Origin of the sequence: Flavobacterium sp. N502540 (assembly GCF_025947365.1) — a bacterium.
Lineage (GTDB): Bacteria > Bacteroidota > Bacteroidia > Flavobacteriales > Flavobacteriaceae > Flavobacterium.
On sequence record NZ_CP110012.1, the window covers coordinates 4,425,699 to 4,445,446 of the forward strand.

General features: G+C 35.4%; 17 protein-coding genes. 3 read left to right on the top strand and 14 right to left on the bottom strand.

Features of this window, described 5'->3' with window-relative positions:
* Window positions 1–82: 82 nt before the first annotated feature.
* Entirely contained in the window at window positions 83–1,738 is a 1,656-nt protein-coding gene (locus tag OLM58_RS18585; RefSeq protein WP_264530089.1) for a M1 family metallopeptidase, read from the bottom strand.
* A 179-nt stretch (window positions 1,739–1,917) separates the two neighbouring features.
* On the opposite strand from OLM58_RS18585, the gene OLM58_RS18590 reads away from it, so the two are divergent.
* Entirely contained in the window at window positions 1,918–2,616 is a 699-nt protein-coding gene (locus OLM58_RS18590) for a carbohydrate-binding family 9-like protein (RefSeq protein WP_264530090.1), read from the top strand.
* 79 nt (window positions 2,617–2,695) lie between these two features.
* Here the strand turns inward: OLM58_RS18590 and hisIE are convergent, their stop codons facing one another.
* From hisIE to OLM58_RS18640, 10 genes are all read right to left on the bottom strand, one after another.
* Window positions 2,696–3,292: a bifunctional phosphoribosyl-AMP cyclohydrolase/phosphoribosyl-ATP diphosphatase HisIE gene (gene hisIE / locus OLM58_RS18595; protein ID WP_264530091.1), complete on the bottom strand. Its 597-nt coding sequence runs from the start codon at window positions 3,290–3,292 to the stop codon at window positions 2,696–2,698.
* A gap of 145 nt (window positions 3,293–3,437) precedes the next feature.
* Window positions 3,438–4,193, bottom strand: coding sequence for an imidazole glycerol phosphate synthase subunit HisF (gene hisF, locus OLM58_RS18600; protein ID WP_264530092.1), 756 nt, complete (start codon window positions 4,191–4,193; stop codon window positions 3,438–3,440).
* Window positions 4,194–4,276: 83 nt separating this feature from the next.
* Complete coding sequence (hisA, locus tag OLM58_RS18605; RefSeq protein ID WP_264530093.1) at window positions 4,277–5,020, bottom strand: 1-(5-phosphoribosyl)-5-[(5-phosphoribosylamino)methylideneamino]imidazole-4-carboxamide isomerase; 744 nt, start codon at window positions 5,018–5,020, stop codon at window positions 4,277–4,279.
* A gap of 104 nt (window positions 5,021–5,124) precedes the next feature.
* Window positions 5,125–5,706, bottom strand: coding sequence for an imidazole glycerol phosphate synthase subunit HisH (gene hisH / locus OLM58_RS18610; protein ID WP_264530094.1), 582 nt, complete (start codon window positions 5,704–5,706; stop codon window positions 5,125–5,127).
* A gap of 69 nt (window positions 5,707–5,775) precedes the next feature.
* A complete protein-coding gene (gene hisB, locus OLM58_RS18615; RefSeq protein ID WP_264530095.1) occupies window positions 5,776–6,912 on the bottom strand; it encodes a bifunctional histidinol-phosphatase/imidazoleglycerol-phosphate dehydratase HisB in 1,137 nt (378 codons plus the stop codon).
* 171 nt (window positions 6,913–7,083) lie between these two features.
* A complete protein-coding gene (gene hisC, locus OLM58_RS18620) occupies window positions 7,084–8,133 on the bottom strand; it encodes a histidinol-phosphate transaminase (protein WP_264530096.1) in 1,050 nt (349 codons plus the stop codon).
* 193 nt (window positions 8,134–8,326) lie between these two features.
* Window positions 8,327–9,619, bottom strand: a complete 1,293-nt coding sequence (gene hisD / locus OLM58_RS18625; RefSeq protein ID WP_264530097.1) for a histidinol dehydrogenase — start codon at window positions 9,617–9,619, stop codon at window positions 8,327–8,329.
* A 127-nt stretch (window positions 9,620–9,746) separates the two neighbouring features.
* Window positions 9,747–10,604 carry an ATP phosphoribosyltransferase gene (gene hisG / locus OLM58_RS18630; RefSeq protein WP_070908082.1) on the bottom strand — a complete coding sequence of 286 codons (858 nt, stop codon included), beginning with the start codon at window positions 10,602–10,604 and terminating at the stop codon, window positions 9,747–9,749.
* Window positions 10,605–10,913: 309 nt separating this feature from the next.
* On the bottom strand, window positions 10,914–12,314 hold the full coding sequence (locus tag OLM58_RS18635; protein ID WP_264530098.1) for a sensor histidine kinase: 1,401 nt from the start codon (window positions 12,312–12,314) through the stop codon (window positions 10,914–10,916).
* Entirely contained in the window at window positions 12,315–12,980 is a 666-nt protein-coding gene (locus OLM58_RS18640; protein WP_264530099.1) for a response regulator transcription factor, read from the bottom strand.
* A gap of 347 nt (window positions 12,981–13,327) precedes the next feature.
* Here OLM58_RS18640 and OLM58_RS18645 point away from each other — a divergent pair, with 347 nt between their 5' ends.
* On the top strand, window positions 13,328–15,418 hold the full coding sequence (locus tag OLM58_RS18645) for an alkaline phosphatase family protein (RefSeq protein WP_264530100.1): 2,091 nt from the start codon (window positions 13,328–13,330) through the stop codon (window positions 15,416–15,418).
* A 234-nt stretch (window positions 15,419–15,652) separates the two neighbouring features.
* Here the strand turns inward: OLM58_RS18645 and OLM58_RS18650 are convergent, their stop codons facing one another.
* Window positions 15,653–16,651: a zinc dependent phospholipase C family protein gene (locus OLM58_RS18650; RefSeq protein WP_264530101.1), complete on the bottom strand. Its 999-nt coding sequence runs from the start codon at window positions 16,649–16,651 to the stop codon at window positions 15,653–15,655.
* A gap of 170 nt (window positions 16,652–16,821) precedes the next feature.
* On the opposite strand from OLM58_RS18650, the gene OLM58_RS18655 reads away from it, so the two are divergent.
* Window positions 16,822–17,775: a glycoside hydrolase family 68 protein gene (locus OLM58_RS18655; RefSeq protein ID WP_264530102.1), complete on the top strand. Its 954-nt coding sequence runs from the start codon at window positions 16,822–16,824 to the stop codon at window positions 17,773–17,775.
* Between the two features lie 10 nt (window positions 17,776–17,785).
* Here the strand turns inward: OLM58_RS18655 and OLM58_RS18660 are convergent, their stop codons facing one another.
* Both OLM58_RS18660 and OLM58_RS18665 read right to left on the bottom strand, forming a co-directional pair.
* On the bottom strand, window positions 17,786–18,751 hold the full coding sequence (locus OLM58_RS18660) for a YeiH family protein (RefSeq protein WP_264530103.1): 966 nt from the start codon (window positions 18,749–18,751) through the stop codon (window positions 17,786–17,788).
* Window positions 18,752–18,825: 74 nt separating this feature from the next.
* A complete protein-coding gene (locus tag OLM58_RS18665) occupies window positions 18,826–19,722 on the bottom strand; it encodes a LysR family transcriptional regulator (RefSeq protein ID WP_264530104.1) in 897 nt (298 codons plus the stop codon).
* Between the last annotated feature and the right edge of the window lie 26 nt (window positions 19,723–19,748).

Consider the following 19,748-nt stretch of genomic DNA (forward strand, 5'->3'; position numbering starts at 1 on the left):
TTACTTTTATAAATTAGATACAAAAAATCCCAAATTCCTTTAGGTTGGAATTTGGGATTTTTTATTGAAATTTATCAATGTTTTATTCGACTATGTTCGAAGTTGTTACATAGAAATCTTTATCTACTTCGACCTTTCTGTCTTCATTAGTAGTTTTTTCAGACTGCCATTCGGTTGTTGGTTTTAACCATGTTTCCACTCCGTTTAATTTTACTCTTACGGGCATATCAAATTTAGAAACGCAATTGGTCCAGTGGTAACCAAAGGTTCCGTTTTTAAACATATACTCAAAAACCGGGATTTTTGTTGTGGTCAAATATTGAGCAAATACTCTATTAAAGTTAATTCCGGATTGTGTGTTGATGTAATCCTCGATTTGCTTGCTTGTCACAGTTTGGTGATAAAAAGTTTTATTTAAGCCTCTTAAAATCGATTTCCATTTGGCATCATCATTTATAATCTGACGCATCATGTGCAGCATGTTGGCTCCTTTTGGATACATATCACCTGACCCCTCGTTGTTTACGTCATAATTACCAATGATAGGTTTGTCGTTCTGGATCCCTTTACGGCATCCAATTACGTACTCTGCAGCAGCATCTTTTCCGTAGTAGTACTCCAGGAAAAGGCTTTCAGAGTAATTAGTAAAACTCTCATGGACCCACATATCCGCAATATCCTTGTACGTAATATTGTTGGCAAACCATTCGTGTCCTGATTCGTGAATGATAATAAAGTCAAATTTTAATCCCCAGCCTGTTCCGCTTAAATCACGTCCCAAGTATCCATTTTTATAACCATTTCCGTAAGTTACGCTGCTTTGATGTTCCATTCCTAAATAAGGTACTTCGACCAGTTTGTAGCTGTCTTCGTAAAATGGGTAAGGTCCGAACCAGTTTTCAAAAGCTTTTAGCATTTTTGGTACATCTTTAAACTGTTCTTTTGCCAAAGCTAGATTGTCTCTTAAAACATAATAGTTACAATCTAGATCTCCTTTTTCACCTTTGTATACTTCTGAGAAATTAACATAATCCCCAATATTGATGTTTACACCATAGTTGTTGATGGGATTTGAAACATACCAGTTGAAGGTTTTTGTTCCATCCTTTTCCTTTTTAACGCTTTTTAATCTCCCGTTTGAAACCTCAGTAAGGTCACCGGGAACGTTTACGCTGATCAACATGTTTTCGACTTCATCATACATATGATCTTTATTCGGCCACCATACACTTGCTCCCAATCCCTGACAGGATGAAGCTATAAAATCTTTACCATTTTTGTCCTTTTTCCAGCTAATTCCTCCATCCCAAGGCGCCTTAACGGCTTCTCTCGGTTTTCCGGTAAAACTCACTACCACTTCTTTGGTATCACCTGTCTTTTGTTTTTCAGTCAGCGTAATAAAAAAGGCATTTCCATCTCTCTTAAACTGTAATTCTTTCCCATCCTGTGTTACTTTCGTGATCTGCATAGGTTCCTGTAAATCAATCTGCATCTTATCGTACGGAGTTAAAACAGTATAACGGATTGTATTTGAACCTGAAATTGTTCTCTCTTTTGGACTCACTTTTACATCAAGATGATAGTATTTTAAGTCCCACCAGGCTCTTTCTTTTGTGATGCTTCCGCGTAAAGTGTCCTGATGTGTAAAAATAGTTTCAGACTTATTCAAAAGTCCTTGTGCATTGGCTGTAAAACCAAATAGAAAGGCGATACAAACGCCACTGAAGTATTTTTTCATATGAAACAGATATTTTCTTTTAATCGAAATTAAGAAGGCTTTTTGAGCCGTTTACACTTCAACAAATGTAAACATTCGAATCAAGTTTTGACCGATTTAATAAGGAGGATTCTAAAAATTAATGTTAAAATTCGTTTATTCTTCTGTATTTTAGCAAATCAAATTCCTATGCGTTATTTATGAGAATTCTTAAAATTACTATCCTGCTTTGTCTGATGTGCTCGATCACAACTTATTCGCAAAATATTCTTATTCCAAGAATCACTCAAAAAATAACTATTGATGGCAATTTATCAGATTGGAAAACTCTTTTTCTCGGGCCGTTTGTGGTTCATGATTCCGGAAAAAAGGCGACTCAGGATACGTATGTTTCTTTTGCATGGGATACTGATAACCTATATATCGCCTATCGTTCGATTGATTCTAAAATTATAGGTAAGGCACAGCAAAAAGACACTGAAATTTTTAACACTGATGATTTAGTTGAAATTTTTATAGATCCGGACGGTAATGGGGAAAATTATCTCGAAATTGGGGTCAATGCCTACTCTTCTTATTATGATTTACTTCTAAAATGTATCTCACCAGCTTGTGGCGGATGGGATATGAGTATCGCATTTGATGTTTTGGGATTGGAAACCCAAAGCAAAATAACGAACGAAGGATTCAATGCCGAAATTAAAATTCCCTTCTCGAGCTTGAATACGATTAAAAATGGTAATTTTTCAACACCAAAAGCGGGAACTAAGTGGCGAGGAAATGCTTTTAGAATTGATTATGGTAATACCACTGAATATCTTGCTTTACAAGCTTATAAAAGTTCTAGATTTGGTTTTCATCAACCACAGGAGTTTGCCGTTTTTGAGTTTGTAGAGTAACTGTCGGCTAATTTGTTTCAGGTTTCAAGTTTCAGGTTACTTCACATAACTTGAAACCTGAAACCTGAAACTAAACTTTTTATTTCTGACGCTTTTTCAGAACATCAACAACATCATTAAGCTGATAGCCTTTGGCTTGCAATAAGATAAGGTAATGAAAAAGCAAATCAGCACTTTCGCTTAAGAATAAATCGTCGTTATTGTCTTTAGCTTCAATAACTACTTCTACGGCCTCTTCACCCACCTTTTGAGCAATTTTGTTAATTCCTTTTTCGAATAGTGAAGCCACATAACTTTTTTCCGAATCGGCATTTTCTCTACGGGTCTTGATAGTACTTTCTAAGGTAGAAATAAAACCGTAGTTTTCTTTGTTTTCTTCCTGCCAGCAGGTATCTGCTCCTGTGTGACAGATTGGTCCTACAGGGTTTGCCTGGATTAAAAGTGTATCTCCATCACAGTCATTTTTGATGCTTACCAGATTTAAAAAGTTACCGCTCTCCTCACCTTTTGTCCAAAGTCTTTGTTTGGATCGGCTGAAAAAGGTTACTTTTTGAGTTTCTATTGTTTTTTGAAGTGATTCTTCGTTCATATATCCCAGCATCAGTACATTCTTGGTTTCTGCATCCTGAATGATTGCCGGAATTAATCCGTGTGCACTTTTAATATCTACGTTCATAGTTATTTTAGATTTTTGAGTTCAGATTTTAGATTGCTGAATTCTTTTTGTTTTTTAATTATATCGTACTCTTTTTATTCTAAACTTTAGAGTTCAGATTGTAGATTACCAGAATCTTTTTTTTCTTTAGTCTATTCTCTTTACTCTAAACCCTTACTTCAATCCCATTATTTCTAAGTTCTTCTTTCAATGCCTTTATTTCAATCTCTTTAAAGTGAAAAACACTTGCGGCTAAGGCGGCATCGGCTTTACCTTCCTTAAATGAATCTACAAAATGCTGAATATTTCCTGCACCACCCGAAGCAATTATCGGAATATTAACGAGTGCTGAAAGTTTAGCGAGTGCCTCATTCGCAAATCCGTTTTTAGTGCCGTCATTGTCCATCGAAGTAAACAATATCTCTCCTGCTCCACGTGCTGCCACTTCAACTGACCAATCGAATAAGTTGAGTTCGGTTGGTACTTTTCCTCCTACCAAATGTACAATCCATTGTCCGTTAATTTGTTTGGCATCGATAGCGACAACAACGCACTGACTTCCAAATTTCTGAGCCAGTTCATTAATTAACTGTGGATTCTTGACTGCCGAGGAATTGATCGAAACTTTATCTGCGCCATTGTTCAGTAAAATTTCAACGTCTTCAACGCTCGAAATTCCTCCTCCGACAGTAAATGGAATATTGATCTTCTCTGCGACATTTCGAACCATATTAACAAGCGTTTTACGGCGTTCTTCAGTGGCTGAAATATCCAGAAAAACCAGTTCATCGGCGCCTTCTGCTGAATACAGTTCTGCCAACTCAACCGGATCCCCTGCATCGCGAAGATCAACGAAATTAACCCCTTTTACGGTTCTCCCATTTTTTATATCCAAACAGGGTATGATTCTTTTTGCTAACATTTCTTTAATGTGTTGATTAGAAAATTAGTTAATTAGATAGTTATTCTATGTCACGTAATAAATTATCTAATTATAAAATTTTCTCATTTTCTAATTATAAAATTCTCTAATTGTTTTAAGCTAATGCGTCCTTCGTAGATTGCTTTTCCAATAATTGTTCCTTCACAGCCAAGCTCGGCTAATTTAGGTAATTCATCGAATGTTGAAATTCCGCCTGATGCGATGAGCTTAATCTCTACTTCGCTCGATTTGACATTACAGTTTTTTAAAATTTTGCTGTACAAATCAAAGCTTGGGCCTCCTAACATTCCATCTTTTGCAATATCTGTACAAATAACGTATTGAATTCCTTTGTTTTGATACTCCTGAATGAACGGAATTAAATCTTCGTCTGAATTTTCTAACCAGCCCGAAACGGCAATTTTTTCGTCCTTGGCGTCAGCGCCTAATATAATTTTCGCGGAACCATATTGAGTGATCCATTTTTGGAATATTTCTTTATTTTTTACAGCAATACTTCCGCCGGTAATTTGGTTTGCCCCACTTTCAAAAGCGATTCTTAAATCCTCATCTGATTTTAAACCACCTCCAAAATCAATTTGTAAACTGGTATGTGTCGCAATTTGTTCTAAGATTTTGTAATTGACAATTTTGCTTGACTTGGCACCGTCTAAATCTACTAAATGCAGGTATTCTATTCCATGAGCTTCAAATGATTTGGCAACTTCGATAGGATTTTCATTGTAAATTATTTTAGTGTCATAATCGCCTTTCGATAAGCGAACACATTTTCCGTCGATAATATCTATGGCGGGTATTATTCTCATTTTTTATTGGTTTTGAAGTTTGAAAGTCTAAAGTCTTAAAGTCGGAATTTTAGAGCCTTTAAAAATTGAAATTGATTATTGATATTTGATTGATATTGAAATATTTACATTTTTAAGAAATTCCAAAGAATTTTCTCTCCAACATCACCACTCTTTTCAGGGTGAAATTGCGTTCCATAAAAATTATCTTTTTGTAATGCCGATGCGTACTCTACACCATAGTTTGTTGTTGCGATCATGTATTTGCAATTTGGTGCGTAGAAACTGTGTACCAGGTACATAAATTCATTTTCGGCAATGTTTGTAAACAGATCAGATTTTAGATCATAAATCTGATTCCACCCCATTTGTGGCACTTTTACATTAGACGTAAATTTGATAACATCTACGTCAAAAATTCCTAAACCTTGAGTATTTCCTTCTTCCGTTGCATTACACATTAATTGCATTCCGAGGCAGATTCCTAAAACAGGCTGCTTTAAGTTCGGAATCAAATGATCCAAACCGCTTTCTTTCAGTTTAGTCATTGCCGAACTTGCCTCTCCTACTCCAGGAAAAATTATTTTGTCGGCCTTTTGAATTTCATCGGGATCGTTGCTCAAAACGGCTTTAAAACCGAGTCTTTCCACAGCAAACATGATGCTTTGAATATTTCCTGCGCCGTAGTTTATGATTACTATTTTCATTAATAAAAGCTTTATGCTTTAAGCTTTAAGCTTTAGGCTTATTGCCTATTGCTTATAGTTTATAGCGTTTTACAACATTCCCTTTGTTGAAGGTAAAATCATTTTTTCCGTATCTCTTTTCACTGCCACTTTTATCGCTTTTGCGAAAGCTTTAAAGATAGCCTCGATTTTGTGGTGCTCATTGGCTCCTTCCGCTTTGATGTTGATGTTTGCTTTTGCACCATCTGAGAATGATTTAAAGAAGTGGAAAAACATTTCCGTTGGCATTTTACCAACCATTTCGCGCTTGAATTCGGTTTCCCAAACCAACCAGTTTCTTCCGCCAAAGTCGATTGCGACCTGCGCCAGACAATCGTCCATAGGCAAACAAAAGCCATAACGTTCGATTCCCAGTTTATTTCCTAGTGCTTTGGCGAAAACTTCTCCCAAAGCAATTGCGGTGTCTTCAATGGTGTGATGTTCATCTACTTCCAAATCACCCTTTACCAATATTTCTAAATCCATTTGTCCGTGGCGGGAAATTTGATCTAACATGTGGTCAAAAAATGCAATTCCGGTTTCAATTTTACTTTTTCCCGTTCCATCCAGATTCAAATTAATAAAAATGTCTGTTTCATTTGTTTTACGTGTAATCGAGGCTGAACGCGCTTCTAGCTTTAAAAACTCATAGATCGTTTTCCAACTCATTGTCTGAAGAACTATAGTTTGGTCTAATTCTTCGCGTTTAGATGAAATTTCATTGCTCCCGATTCCGTCATTATCATTGATAAAAATAGCCTTCGCTCCCAGATTTTTAGCTAGTTCCACATCCGTCAAACGATCTCCTAAAACAAAGGAATTTTCTAAATCATACTCCGGGTTATTGATGTATTGTGTAAGCATTCCCGTTCTAGGCTTTCTTGTTGGGGCATTATCTTCAGGAAAAGATCTGTCGATGAAAATGGCGTCAAATTTAATTCCTTCATTCTCAAATGCTTTTAAAATGAAATTTTGTGTTGGCCAAAACGTTTCTTCCGGAAAACTATCCGTTCCCAGACCGTCCTGATTGGTAACCATTACCAATTCGTAATCTAGTTCGTTGGCAATTTTAGCTAAGTATTGAAAAGCTTTTGGATAAAATTCTACTTTCTCCAAAGCATCTAATTGGTAATTTTCTGGTTCTAAAACAATCGTTCCGTCACGATCGATAAAAAGTACTTTTTTCATAGTTTATTTTTTGTGACCTCTGTTGGCACGTTTATATTTCCTAATCTCTCGAGTTTGTTATTTCGACAAAGGAAAGATCTCTGTTTTAATGCGCAAGCTTTGTGGAGTTTCTTGCGAAGATTTATCCTTCGTCGAAATGACAAGATTGAGAATCAATCTGTGTGTAAGAATCTATTTTAACGAATTTATTTCCTTTATCAAAACAGCATTTTCTTCCGGAATGCCAATCGTCAAACGAAGGCAGTTTTCACATAAAGGCTGACTGGTTCTGTTTCGGATTACGATTCCTTTTTCAATTAACTGATCGTATCTTTTATTGGCATCATCTACTTTTACCAAAACAAAATTAGCTTCTGTTGGATATACTTTTTCTACAAAATCAACCTCAAGTAAAACTTTAATTAACTCTTCTCTTTGTTCGATAATTGAAGCTATTTCATTCTGTATTTTTTCAGGATCATTCAAACGATTTATAGCTCTCTGCTGGGTTAATTCGTTTACATTATAGGGAGGTTTTATTTTGTTGAGAACCGAAATCACAGCTTCGGAAGCATAGCAGATTCCTAATCGGATTCCTGCTAGTCCGTAGGCTTTTGAAAGGGTTTGCGTGATGATCAAGTTTGGATATTCGTCTATCTCCGTCAGCCAGCTTTCCTTTTTTGAAAAGTCTATATAAGCCTCGTCAATTACAACTAAACCCTTAAAGTTTTGAAGTAGCTTCACAACGCTCTCGTCTGAAAATGAATTTCCCGTGGGATTGTTTGGAGAGCATAAAAAGATAATTTTCGTAGAATCGTCAACAGCATCTAAGATCTGATCTACTTGTGGCTGAAAATCAGTTGAAAGTAGAACTTCTCTGTTTTCGATAGCATTAATATCTGCCAGAACGCTGTACATTCCATATGTTGGCGGAAGCGAAATAATATTATCTGTTTTAGGTTCACAGAAAGCTCTGAAAAGCAAATCGAGAACTTCATCACTTCCGTTTCCTAATAAAATCTGGCTTGTTTTTACCTTATTATTCTTTGCTAAAATGGCTTTAACCGAAAGTTGTTGCGGATCAGGATAGCGATTTACTCCAGTTTGAAACGGATTTTCATTCGCATCCAGAAAAATCATTTCGGCAGCAGTATCAAAGTCTTCAAACTCGTCACGAGCTGATGAATAAGGCTTCAAAGATTTTACATTCTCTCTTGTTATCGTGTTTATATCGAATTTCATTTTTTTTGTTTTTTTTCTTTAGAGAATAGAGTATAGAGCCAAGAGTCAAGATAGTAGACTTTTTGTCTGGTCAGTAGCTACCGTATCCTTTACTTCTATGTTCTATAGTCTTTGCTCTTTGTTCTTTGTTCTTTGTTCTTTGCTCTATATTCTTGCCTCTATATTCTTGCCTCTATATTCTTGCCTCTTGGTTCTATACTCTTTCCTTCAAACTCTTTAATCGCAATGTAACTGCATTCTTGTGAGCTTGCAATCCTTCAGCTTCAGCCATAATTTCAATGGCGGCGCCAATTTTCTGAATTCCTTCTTTAGATATTTTCTGAAAGGTCATTGATTTTACAAAACTGTCCAGATTTACGCCACTGTAATTTTTAGCATAGCCGTTTGTTGGTAAAGTATGATTGGTTCCTGACGCATAGTCTCCCGCACTTTCAGGGGTGTAATTGCCTATAAACACAGAACCTGCGTTGATAATTCCGTTACAGTAGAAATCATCGTATTGAGAGCAAATTATAAAATGTTCCGGTCCATACTCATTAATTAGATCTAAAGCGATCTGATCGTTTTCTACATAAATTAGCTTTGAATTTTCAATGGCTTTTTTAGCAATTGCTTTTCGGGGAAGTTCTTCAATTTGAATCTGGATCTCCTTTTCAACGGCTTCAATTAATCTTTTAGAGGTCGAAACCAGAATCACCTGGCTGTCTGTTCCGTGTTCTGCCTGAGACAGTAAATCGGAGGCAACAAACGCTGGTATAGCAGTGTCATCCGCAACGACCAATAATTCTGAAGGGCCGGCAGGCATATCGATGGCTACTCCAAATTGAGTTGCTAATTGTTTTGCCACAGTTACAAATTGATTTCCTGGTCCGAAAATTTTATATACTTTAGGGATTGAGTTTGTTCCAAATGTCATTCCGGCAATGGCCTGAATTCCTCCCACTTTTAAGATTTTGGTTACACCGCATAAAGTAGCCGCATATAGAATTGCAGGGTTTATTTTTCCAGATTTATCAGGGGGAGAACACAGTACTATTTCTTTACAGCCAGCAATTCCGGCAGGGACAGCCAACATTAGAACGGTTGAAAACAAAGGTGCTGTTCCTCCGGGAATGTATAGGCCAATTTTTTGAATAGGTCTCTTTTCCTGCCAGCAGTTGACTCCCTCAGTCGTTTCAATTGAGATCTTATCTGTTTTTTGAGCACTGTGAAATTTATATATGTTTTCTTTTGCTAACTGAATAGCCGCTTTTAGTTCCTCTGAAATGCTACTATTGGCTTCCTGAATCTCCTCAGATGAAACTTCATAGTTTTCCAGAGCAATTCCGTCAAAAATTGAAGTGTATTTAGCAACAGCTTCATCCCCTTTTTTCTGTACTTCTTTAAAAATTTCCTTTACTGTAACTTCGATATCATCGATTGTTTTAGTTGGTCGTTTTAGTATTTCTGACCAGGTATCTGGTTTCGGATTGTTTATTTTATTCATTTTTTTATGCTTTATGTTATAAGCTTTAAGCGCTAAGCCTTAGGCTGTATGCGGTTTAACTATGGAATATTTTTTAATTTTTTAGGCTTATAGCGTACTGCTTAAAGCCTAAAACATGCGAAGCACACTACAGAACCATTTTTTCAATTGGACACACTAAGATTCCTTCTGCTCCTTCCTCTTTTAATTGGTCAATTACATCCCAAAAGGTGTCCTTGTCAATTACCGAGTGAACGCTGCTCCATCCTTCCTGTGCAAGTGGCAAAACGGTAAGGCTTCGAAGCACCGGCAGAATTTTTCCAATTGCTTCGATTTTATCGTTGGGTACGTTCATTAGGATATATTTGGAGTTTCGTGCTCTTAAAACAGACTGAATTCTAAATTTTAAAGTATCAATGTGTTTTTGAATTTCGGGAGATACTTTTGGTGAAACTGCCAGAACAGCTTCACTTTTAAGAATTACTTCCACCTCTTTTAAATTGTTTTTGAATAGGGTGCTTCCGCTGGAAACAATATCTACAATGGCATCTGCAAGCCCGATATTAGGGGCAATTTCTACAGAACCTGAAATTTGGTGAATATCAACTGTCAGTCCGAAAGAATTAAAATACTCATTAACGGTATTAGGATATGATGTTGCAACACGCAAACCTGATAAATCCTGTATCGAATTGTATTCAAAGGTCTTAGGAACTGCAACAGAAACTTTACACTTAGAAAAACCCAGTTTTTGAATTACTTCAATTTGTCGGCCTTTCTCCACAAGTAAATTATCGCCAACGATAGCAAGATCTACGACTCCATCAATTAAATACTGCGGAATGTCTGAGTTTCGAAGGTATAAAACTTCTAAGGGAAAGTTGGAAGCTTCGGCTTTAAGCTGATCGTTTCCGTTGTTGATTGAAATACCGCAATCTTTAAGAATTTGAATGCTGTCTTCGTTTAATCGACCTGATTTTTGAATTGCAATTTTTAATGTACTCATTTTTTTAGTTTTTTAGAATTAAATAGTCTGAGTACAAAGAAGTGGTATAAAAAAACCCGTTTGATGTACTCAAACGGGTTTTAAAATATGATGATTTACACGCATACCATTAACACATCGCTTGAGAGCAATAATGAAAATGATGATGATGTAATTGATTAGAAATCATGTCTTGTTTTATTTTTTAATTCTTTGATTCGGTTGCAAATATAGTAGTTATTTTCATAAAAAAGCATTTTTTATTTTAACTTAATGGTATTTTATTGTTAAAAAATCTTTTAAGGCTTAGTTTTACAGGCCTTTCAGAAGCTATAATAGTGCTTTTTTATTATGATCAAAGTATAGAATGACAGTGGTACCTACCCCTATTTCGCTTTCCATTTTAAACTTGATATCAAGTAATTCAGTTACCCTTTTTACGATGGAAAGCCCTAATCCGGTTCCTTTAATTTCCGGATGTTCCGTAGAATTGGATCTAAAGAATGGACTAAAAATAGCGTCTAAATCTTGCTTTGCAATACCAATACCGTTATCCGAAATTCTGCAGATTGTCTTTTCATTCTCTTCAGAGAGCAGAATAGTTACTTCTCCTCCACTGTGCGAATATTTAATAGCATTCGAAATTATATTTCTGAGTATAGTAATCACTAAAAAGTTATCCGACTCAATATAATAATCCTGACGAGTATCAAATTTAATTTTGATCTGCTGATTGTTAATTCTTTCAGAGTTTAATCTGAAAACGTCTAAAATTACCCCATTTAGATAAACAGATTCTGTATTGATATTTTTCTTCTGATTTTCAAAACGAGCCATCAACAGCAGTTGATCTACAAGCATATTCAGATGGTCGACTTCTTTTATACAATAGTTGATCTTATCTTCATATTCTTTGTTATCACGAGGTTTACGAATCAATACTTCAAGTGTTCCTTTAATAACGGTAAGAGGTGTTCTTAGTTCATGAGAAGCATCAGAGGTAAACTCTTTTTCGCGTTCAATAGCATGTTCAATTCGGTTTAAAAGATTGTTTATCGTTTTCGAAAGCGTGTACAATTCATCCTTTGTTCTTGGCAATGCAATACGTGCCTTTAAATTGTCTTTGGTGATAATTTTTGAGGTGTTAATGATTTCATTGATGGGTTTTATGCTACGTCCCGCAAAGAATCTGGCTATAAAAAATAACAGGATCAAAATACCTAAAAAAGAAAGTGACATGATATCAAACAGGTTGTTCAATACCATTTTTGAATCGGCCAGGGACATGGCAACAATCACATATCCAATTTTCTTCTCCTTAAGATGGAGCGGAACCTGAATTTGTCGGATCGCATGGTCTCCCATTTTGGTGTCAAAGAGTTCAAAGTCTTCAACAGAATCATTGAATTTAAGGATTTGGGTTTTTAGATTCGGTGCTTTTTCAATTATTCTTTTATTCAGATCGAGAAACTCTACAAAAACGGGATTTACATCTACCGTGTTGTGTTCTCTTTCGTTCCATTCTTCTTCATCAATTAAAATTACTTTTCCCTTTACCTCTTTAATTTCTTGCAGGTGATTTTGAATTTCAACTTTTATTTTCTCATCAATATGACTGTAAACCGTATGTTTTACAATAGAATAAATGACGGAGAAAACGGCTAAAATTAATAATCCGGTTGTAATGATGTAATTTAAAGCAATTCTGTTTTTAAAAGAAAGTTGTGTCATCTATAAATCGTTAGCGATATAACCAATGCCGCGTATTGTTTTAATATAATCTTCTTCAATTTTTAAATTGAGTTTTTTTCTGATGGCATTCATAAAAACATCGATTACACCAGTGTCGTATTCGAAGTTTATTTCCCAAACATCTTTTAATATTTGATTTCGTGTGCAGACTTTTCCCTTATTCTGAATAAGATATTTTAAGAGTTCAAATTCTCTCTGGGTCAGCGCAACTTCTTCATTGTTTTTTAGAACAATATGTTTTAACAAATCTATTTTGATAGTCCCCAAAGTCAAATCTTCTGATCCTTTTCGATTCCTAAAGTGTATTTTGATGCGTTCTACCAATTCCTCAAAGCTAAAAGGCTTTTTGATGTAGTCATTTGCTCCTGCTTTTAGGCCTTCTATCGTTTCCTGTACAGTATCTTTAGCGGTTAAAAAGATAATTGGGGTTTTCTGATCTTTAACTCTAATGGCTCTGCACAAATCTAATCCGTTAATTTTAGGAAGCATCCAGTCTAATAAAATCAAATCAAAGTGTTGGCTGTGGATCAGCTCAAAAGCTTTAGAGCCATCATTGGCTGTCGTAATCTGGTATCCTTCTTCCTGCAGACCTTGTTGCAAAAACTGAACAATACCTAACTCATCTTCAACGATTAGAATGTGCATTTTAATAGTGTAATTTTAGTTGAACTGTAATTATTTACCTTCAAAGATAAGACTTTTGAGGTCAGAAAAGACTTAATACCATTAGAATAGCTGAAAATTATCCCGCTTAAGTAAACCTTAAGTTAACACTAAGTAAGGCAAAAGCATAACTTTATTCTGAATTAATTTAATGGGATTATTTTTGCTTGAAAAAGAAGTCAAAATAGGTAATAATCTCATATTTGACTGTAAAAGAGACTACTCGTTGTTTATTCTTAAAAAAAGTAGGTTATTTTTACTAATTTTACAATCTTAAGCAAACGAATAACTCTTTTAAATTAATAATTTCTGAACTTAAAAAGCTATTAATGTCCCTTTCAAAAAAGTTTTCCCCAATCTATAATCTGGCGATATTTTATTTTATCGTTAGTTTTCTGTTAAGAATTGTTTTGTTTTTTCATCCCATTACACAAAGTTCATTTACCATTATTCAGAGCTTAAAAATCTTTGTCCTTGGACTTATTTCTGATTTTTTTGTTTTTGTTCTGGCAAGTGTTTTTTTATGGCTTTATCTGATTTTTATATCCAATTCTAAGTATAATAAACCTTCCGGTTATATAATTCTTGGGATTTTTGCAGTTCTCTTTATCTATGCAGCTTCCGGGAAAAGTGTTTTTGACGAGTATGGAGGTGCTTTGCCAATGATCGTTATGATTTTCATCGGAATTAAGATGGGTCTCTTTGCTCTTTTATTGTTTCTTCCTAAGCTAAGGGATAAAATCAGATATTGGTTGTTTGCATTTGTAATTTTCCTGTATGTTTTGCTAATTCTGCAAAATGGTTTAAGTGAGTATTTCTTTTGGAATGAGTTTGGTGTGAAATATAATTTTATTGCGGTAAATTATTTGATTTACACTACTGAGGTTATTGGAAATATTATGGAGTCCTATCCGGTAATTCCTTTGTTTTCGGCTTTATTTTTAGTGACCGGAATTGTGACTTACTTTATCCTTAAAAAGTCCAGAAACTATATTGACCATATTCCAACTATAAGTGAGAAACTAAAAATTACGGGGATCTATCTTGGGGCATTTGCAGTTTCGCTAATTGCGATTCCAATGTTGGCAAAAACAGAAAACTCAAAGAATGTTTTTGTTAACGAGTTACAGGCTAACGGTATATATAAATTTTACTTAGCATTTGAAAACAGTAAGCTTGATTACTTTGATTTTTATAAAACGTTGCCTAATAAAGAGGCTTTTGCGCTTCTAAAACAGCAATTCGCTACTATTAACGGAAATAGTACTAAAAGAACTATCACCGGAGATTCGCTTGAAAATCATAAAAATGTGGTCCTGATTACTATTGAAAGTTATAGTGCCGATTTTATGAAGATGTATGGAAATGAGGAAAATATTACTCCTTTCTTAGACAGTTTGGCACAAAAGAGTCTTCTTTTTACCAATTTATATGCTACCGGAAACAGGACAGTTCGCGGACTGGAAGCGGTTACTTTATGTTTGCCTCCAACTGCCGGTGAAAGTGTTGTAAAAAGAGAAGACAATAAAAACAAATTTTCTACCGGAGCTATTTTTAAGAAAAAAGGATATCAGGTGAAATATTTGTATGGCGGAGATGCTTTCTTTGATAATATGCAGGATTTCTTTTCCGGAAATGGTTATGAAATTGTAGACAAGTCAAGTTTTGCACCTGAAGAAATTACCTTCTCCAATGTTTGGGGTGTTTGTGATGAAGATATGTACAATAAAGCGATAAAGGTTATGAATGCTGAGGAAAAGGAAAACAGACCTTTCTTTAATCATATTATGACGGTGAGTAATCACAGACCTTTTACGTATCCAAATAATAAAATTGATATTCCTGGTGATGCAAAATCTCGCGAAGGCGGTGTAAAATATACGGATTATTCGTTGAAAAGATTCTTTGCAATGGCAAGCAAACAATCTTGGTTTAAGAACACCATTTTTGTAATTGTAGCCGACCACTGTGCCTCAAGTGCAGGAAAAACTGAGCTTCCATTAGATAAGTATAGAATTCCGGGGTTTATTTATGATCCGAATGGAAAACCTCGAAAATACAATCAGTTAATGTCGCAAATAGATGTTATGCCAACGCTCTTTGGGTTATTAAATTTTAATTACGAAAGTAAGTTTTTTGGTCAGGACGTTTTAAAACCGGATTATAAACCACGAGCTTTTATCGCTACTTATCAGGACATGGGACTAATAAAAGACAATGTTCTGACGATTTTGTCGCCTAAGCAACAGGTAAAACAACTTGACGTGCAAATTAATCCGAAAAAGGGTATTGCTCCTGAAATTCAAATTGATTACAACGAAACTCCGATGAAAACGGAGAGAGCTGATTTAATAAAAGAAACCATTTCTTTTTATCAAACAGCTTCCTATATGCTTAAAGAGAAGAAGTATCAGCGTTAGTTTTCAGTCTCAGTCACAGTATTCAGTTGTGCTCACAGTTGAATGCTGCTTACTATTGCGGTATTGATCGCAGATGAAGTGTAAAATAAAATTAAGTAAGAAATATTATAAAAAAAACAGCCTCAGATTCATTAGAATTTGAGGCTGTTCTCATTATAATAATTAGCTATAATCTGTAAACTAAACACAGTACAGAGACCGTGACTGCGACTGAATACTTACATAGTTAGCTATTTAATCATTCTGATTTTTCATTCCAAATAAGTTTCCTTGTTGAAATAATCTGGCATCATCTTTTAAGGCTTGATTATTTCTTTGTGTCAACTCGAATGCGTCTAAATCGCTTAAATCCGGTTTTCCTGCATTTACCCACGCTGTATACCAAAAACTTGCTGTTGCTGAAATGGCTTTTTTCATTTGATTCTCCACCATTCCGTTTAATTCTTTGTGTAGTTTTTTAGCATATTCGTCAGAGAAAACAGCTGTATTGTATTTGCTCTTTACTACTTTCCCCTCAGCATCCATTTTAAAAGTCTCATTTTCCGGAGTTGCTGTTCTTAGCTTTTTATCTACATCCAACAAAGGTTGTACTAAGCTGTGAGTATCATTAATCATGTCACAAGTTGCTTTATGAACATCCTCATAGTACTGTGCTTGCGGAACGTTCAGTCTGTAGTTTTTAACAAATAATTCAGGAAGTCTACTTTCCCAAAGTGAATGAATTCCTTTTTGATCGCTTAATTGTCCGTCATGATTTGAAGAAGTATGCAATGGCATGTGTGCATCACCAACGTAATGACCTAAATCTGCTGCTAAAAATAAGATTTCAGCTCTGTTCTTCTCTTTAAAAGCTTTTGTCAGTTTTACCATCATCTCTTCGATATACCAAGGCAGGATTCCGTTGTCGTTTAAGAATTTGGCATCGTACTTTTGCTTAGCTGCTTCTAAAGTCTGTGGAAAATCTGCTGGGTTACCAAAACTCTCCATGTCGAAATAATGTCTTGGATTTTCGTCTTTATAATTTAAGGCATATTTTCTAATGTCCGGTACAGAGGCTTCTTGTGTGATAAAATCTATATGATTATAGAAGAATACCTGAAGCGGGTGTGGTAAAGCCATAACTGCGGCTTTATTAATGCGTTCGTGACCAACCATCCCCCAGGATAATGTCAAAAAACCAATTGCCAATGCGAATAATGCGATTAGTCTTGGTTTCATTTTTAAGTTTTTCATTTTTATTTTTGTTAGAGGTGCAAATTTATTTTATTTATATACATTTCAAAGTGAATAATCATAAAGATTGCAAAATTAGCTTCATTTATTTTTTTTTAAATCCGAAGTAATTGAAATTCAAATCAAAAGTTTCTTCGTAAATTCGTTACTTTTTATCTAAATCTAAAAATATGCGCCTGATTTCTATAGGGATTCTTTTCCTGCTCTACACTTCCAGCAGTTTTGCACAAGAAGATATTGTCGAATTGAAAAATGTTCAAGATACGATTCTGAATACCAAAAGAGCATTACAGGTTGCGGATCCGTTCAATCCGGTTAAAACGATGCAGCAATTGTTTCCGGGTAAAATTTACAATCTCTCCGACCATAATACTTTTATAAGCTGGAAATGCAGCAATTGCAAACCTGCTGCTTATATTGATGTCAATGGTCTCGAAGGCGATCAGTTGTTTCCTTATGAAAATGGCGTTGCAACCCGAATTTTGGGTACTCTTGATTACACAGATTCCAAAGGGAATCAGTTCAAATTGCTGTTTTTTAATCATTCTTTTTACGACGAAGATGGGTTGCAGACCGGAAGATTTTCGGGCGGACTTGTTGGCGTTGCCAAGTTTGCTAAAAACAACCAAACCTGGCAAATGAGATCTTTTCAACCTGCTATTGCGGCGTTTGGCTCTTTTGCTCAGGCTCCCTCTCCAAAATTGGTAGAGATTGGAGAAGATCAGTACGCCTTTACGCTCACCCATGTAAATGGTGGTGCGGGCGGTCCATTTGAGGGGGTTCTCTATCTGATTGCCGGATTTGACGGAAGGTACCAGCCTATTTTAGCGTCTTACAATTACAAACTCACCAATGTGGCAAGCGTAGAATGGTCGGGTTCTTACACAGTCGTAAAGGATGTAAACAAAAAACACTTTAGGGATATTATCGTTAAAACAAACGGCTCCTTTAGTAAAGCTGCCCAAGCTAATGATGAATTTGAAGTCGTTTTACTCGATGAAATTGCTGCAATGGCTAAAACTAAAAAGAAATTTAATTTCGAAATCGAAAGACGTTTTTCGTTTAAAGGAAAACAGTATAAACTGATTGATAAACCTGTTGTTAAATTCTCGAATGTGAAATAGCTATTTCTCTTTAGTGGAAAAATAGTATCGATACAAGCCCCAGAACTGCAATAAATATCCAAAGAACAACACCTTGTAGTAAAGGTTTAATTCCAACTGATTTTAAAGCATTCATACTTAAAGTAGCTCCTATCAGGAATAAAGTTATCGTTAGACCGATTTTGGCAATCGAAACAATATGTGGTGCTATGACAGCCGTTTGCGGCACATAAGTATTGAAAAGCATGGCGAGAATGAATAAACCTATGAAGTACGGAATCTTGATTTTAGAGTTTTTATTCTTAAAAAGCACGGCCGTTAAGAGAGAGATCGGTATAATCCATAAGGCTCTGGCCAATTTCACCGTAGTTGCAATCTGAAGTGCTTCCGTACCGTATTTATTGGCAGCTCCTACAACAGAACTGGTGTCGTGAATGGCTATGGCGCACCATAATCCAAAGTCTTTCTGCGATAAGTCGAGTTGATGTCCAATAAAGGGGAACACAAACAATGCTGCGGAGTTCAGAATAAAAATAACTCCCAGAGCGATTGAGGTCTGATTTTCATTAGATTTAATTACCGGTGCAATGGCTGCAATGGCGCTTCCTCCGCAAATAGCTGTTCCACAAGAAATTAAATGAGAGGTTTTCTTCTCCGTTTTGAATGCTTTCCCTAAGAAAGTTCCCAAAATTAAAGTGCTGAAAATGGATAATATAGTAAGTAAGAATCCTTCTTTTCCGGCAGAGAGCGCTGTAGACGCATTCATTCCGAAGCCTAAACCTACCACTGAAAATTGAAGTAAAAAAGTAATCGCTACTCCATTGAACTTTTCAAACGGATTTCCGAAGATATTTACCAGAATGACACCTAATAGTAAAGCAATTGGAGGTGAAATGATTGAAAACAGGCATAGAACAATTATGAAAGCAAAAATTGCCTGTTGCAGGTATGGATTAATTTCAAAAAAATGTACCGATGTTTGTTGTTTCGTTTTCAAAATAAGTAATTTGATATTTCTTGTACAAAGGTCTGTCGTTTATATCAAAGTTACCAATCGTAAAACGCGATAGGCTATAACTCTAAGTTATAATAGGAAGACAAATTTTGGATAAAAAGCTCGGTTAATGCATTTGGTTTACCCAGTAAAGTAATGATGTAGAAGTAGCGTTCAACAGATAAGTTTGCGATATCGAGCACCATTAATTCGTTGTTTTTAAGTTCTTTATCTACTGCATGTATGGACATAAAAGCCAGACAATCAGAGTTTAGAAGATATGATTTAATGCTTTCGGTACTTCCTAACTGCATTTCGATTTGTAGATCACTTATTTTTACCCCAACTTGTTTCAGAGAGTATTCTATAACTTCAAGTGTTCCTGATCCACGTTCACGGGTGATGAATTTCATCGATTTTAAATCTTCTAATGAAATTTCATTCTTTTTGATCAGCGGATTCTTGGTATTGCACACCAGTACGAGTTCATCTTTTAAAAACGGAGTGTATTTAATCGATTGGTTTTTGGATTGTCCTTCGACAATTCCAATTTCGATTTCTTTATGGATTAAGGCATTCTCAATTTGTTCTGTATTTCCGTTGAGCAAATTGACTTTAATGTCTTTTTGTTTTTGATGAAAACGTGCTAATACCGGTGAAATGATATACTGAGAAATCGTTGTACTCGCTCCCAGCCTCAGTAATCCTTGACGATCGTTAATAAAACTGCTCATTTCGAAGTCTATTTCGCGATAGATTTCAAAGATGTTTTTGGTGTGTTTCAGTAGAATTTCTCCTGCGGGAGTTAAAGCAATTTTAGAACCGTTTCGTTCGAAAAGCTTGGTTTTATAAGCTTCTTCAAGTTCCTGAATGTGTTTGGAAACCGCTGGCTGTGAAATATATAATTCAGTTGCCGCTTTAGTAAAGTTAAGGCGGAGTGCAACGGTGTAGAATACTTTTAGCCTGAAATCCATTGTATTAGTTAGTTTTGTTTCATGTT